The organism is Massilia psychrophila (assembly GCF_002760665.1).
Classification (GTDB): domain Bacteria; phylum Pseudomonadota; class Gammaproteobacteria; order Burkholderiales; family Burkholderiaceae_D; genus JAFCUW01.
Genome location: NZ_PDOB01000076.1, coordinates 1 through 2,873 on the forward strand (window position 1 = coordinate 1; position 2,873 = coordinate 2,873).

3 protein-coding genes are annotated in these 2,873 nt (G+C 53.6%); 1 reads left to right on the forward strand and 2 read right to left on the reverse strand.

Annotated features, from left to right (window positions below):
- The coding region (locus tag CR103_RS24260; RefSeq protein WP_370659481.1) for a hypothetical protein at positions 1–90 on the reverse strand (90 nt) is incomplete at its 3' end.
- 614 nt (positions 91–704) lie between these two features.
- Entirely contained in the window at positions 705–2,102 is a 1,398-nt protein-coding gene (locus tag CR103_RS21645) for a mercuric reductase (protein WP_099917946.1), read from the reverse strand.
- Positions 2,103–2,783: 681 nt separating this feature from the next.
- On the opposite strand from CR103_RS21645, the gene CR103_RS24265 reads away from it, so the two are divergent.
- Positions 2,784–2,873: hypothetical protein (locus tag CR103_RS24265; protein ID WP_370659481.1), on the forward strand; the 90-nt coding region annotated here is incomplete at its 3' end.

The following is a 2,873-nucleotide window of genomic DNA, read 5'->3' on the forward strand; positions in this document are numbered from 1 at the left end:
CGGTGCGTAACGCAAGCCCTTGAGGAGCTTGCGGAAAAAGCGTTTTTCCGCCTGCCGGTTACGCCGGCTTTGCATGAGGATATCGAGCACATGACCGTTCTGGTCGACTGCGCGCCATAGGTAATGGTGCTGCCCTTGATGGTTAGCACCACCTCGTCAAGACGCCATTTGTTCCCGCGCTGCGGCTGTCTCCGGCGCAGTTCATTGGCATATCCTTGGCCGAACTTCAGCGTCCATTGGCGGATTGTCTCGTACGTGACGATGATGCCACGGCTGGCCATCAATTCTTCGATGTAGCGAAAACTCGGCGAAAACCGGAAGTAGAGCCACACCACGTGGCTGATGATTTCCGCCGGGTAGCGGAAGCCGCGGTAGAGTAGGGAATTTTTCATCACGCTACGTTACAAAACTTTACTGACGGCGGTAAGTTGACAGTACCTGCGACAGGACCCCGGCACGTCCGCGCTCAGGCATTTACTTTCTGGAACGTGGTCGCCAGTGTACGCAATTCCCTGTAATTGCCGCACTTCCTTTCTCCAACTCTAAGGCAGTCCGGCCTTGATTTTCCTGTCTTGTCTCTTCAATTCGTTAAGTTGACAATACCGACTCGCGCAGTCGCGTTTAAAGGTGTTCACAAAACTTTCTGCGATATCCCATTCGACTGATCTTCGTGTGTCAAGTCCAAGGAGTTCACCAAGCCTTGATTATGCTGGCTTCAGCGTCGCTACGGCGCTTTGAACCGCTTCTGCCAGCGTGGGATGAATTTGAATGGCGTTTTCCAGCACGGTATAAGGCGCCTTCGCGTTCATAAGCACAACATAGATGTGAATAAGCTCGGCTGCCTCGGCAGAGAATACTGCAGCGCCAAGAAGTTGCTGCGTATCGCTGTCCACAACGACCTTGATAAAGCCTTCCGTTTCGCCAATTTCCCGTGCTTTGCCGTTATGCTTCATTTCGAAGCGCGCTACCTCGACCGATTTACCTGCCGCGCGGGCGTCCGATTCCGTCATGCCGACCCTGCCCAGTTCCGGATCGGTAAAGATAGCATAGGGTACGACCCGATCGGTGGTGCGTGAACCATCGCCAAGCAGTTGGGATTCGACAATCCGGAAGTCGTCCCATGATGTATGTGTGAACATCGGGCCGCCGCGAATGTCTCCGACCGCCCAGATTCCGGGGACGGACGTTCTCAGGCGCATGTCGACATCAAGCGTTCCTTTTTTCGTCGTTTCTAGTCCAATTGTGTCAAGTCCAAGATCGTCGGTATTGGGCTTACGGCCGGTTGCAATAAAAACATGGCTGGCTTCGACTCGGCGCACATCATTTGTATTTTCATCGGTAACAGTGACCAATATCCCATTTGTCTGTGTCGCTACCTTGCTCGCCTTCGCATTCAACATAAACTGGATGCCTTCAGTTTCCAGCGCGTGCCGGATGGCGTCCGCGACATCCGCATCCTCATGCTCGGCCACCTGCGGGCCGCTTCCGATCACCGTTACCGCGGCCCCCATGCGCCGGTAAAATTGCGCCATCTCTAGGCCGATCGCGCCCGCGCCAACGATCAATAGATGCGACGGCAATTGTTCGTGCTCAAGCCAAGTTTCCGCTGTGATGTAGTTGATCCCGTCTAGTCCATCAATGGGTGGTATCTGAGTGCGCGTCCCGGTATCGAGCACAACTTGCTTGCAAATGAGTACCTCTTTACCAACGGAAATCTGAAAATTCTCTCCATCACGACCATTCAGACGGGCGTAGCCGCGGATCAGCAGCGGATTGCGAAGTTGGGTAAAACTTTCATCTAAGAATTGTTTTGACTGCTCGACAATGCGCTTGGCGCGCGCAAGTACCGCCTTGAAATCCGGTTTCACGCCCTGGACAGTGATGCCGTACTCCGATGCGCGCCGTGCCATATGAGCGACGCGCGCGGATGCGATCACCGCTTTCGTCGGTGTGCACCCATAGTTGACACACGATCCACCCAAGTGGGTACTCTCGATCAGTGCCACCTTGCGGCCCGCTTTCGCCAGGGATTTTGAAAGCGGTTCACCTGCCTGCCCAGCGCCGATAATGACAATGTCGTAATGATTTATGGTATTTGGCATAAGTTTCCTTTTAAGTGGATGACCACTGGCCCTTGACAGACGCCGTCACATTGAAGATACGCTGCGAAATATGGACAAGCCTGGGCCGCACGTTTTATAGCGGCATAGGTGCCTTTTTGGCAGACGCCACTATCACACGTGACCATAAAACGATTTTCTGCATCCAATTTCGATGGTCCTATGACCGTAAAGTTCGGGATATATTTTTGTATTTTCTGTAAACGGGCGTATGCGGACTTTGTCGTATTGGCGACGAGGCCGCACGGTTCGGGTAAGCTGTGGTTTCCGAACACTTGACGAATCGACATGCTCAACTTCAAAGGCGTGCGTTTGGTACTGTCAACTTACCGCCGTCAGTAAAGTTTTGTAAAGTAGCGTGATGAAAAATTCCCTACTCTACCGCGGCTTCCGCTACCCGGCGGAAATCATCAGCCATGTGGTGTGGCTCTACTTTCGGTTTTCGCTGAATTTTCGCGACATCGAAGAATTGATGGCCAGCCGTGGCATCATCGTCACGTACGAGACAATCCGCCAATGGACGTTGAAGTTCGGCCAAGGATATGCCAATGGACTGCGCCGGCGCCAGCCGCAGCGCGGGAACAAATGGCATCTTGACGAGGTGGTGCTAACCATCAAGGGCAGCACCATTACCTATGGCGCGCAGTCGACCAGAACGGTCATGTGCTCGATATCCTCATGCAAAGCCGGCGTAACCGGCAGGCGGAAAAACGCTTTTTCCGCAAGCTCCTCAAGGGCTTGCGTTACGCACCG

Excerpts from the sequence above, each read along its gene's own strand:
- CR103_RS21645 (WP_099917946.1), bottom strand. The coding sequence starts at position 2,102 with ATGCCAAATACCATAAATCATTACGACATTGTCATTATCGGCGCTGGG.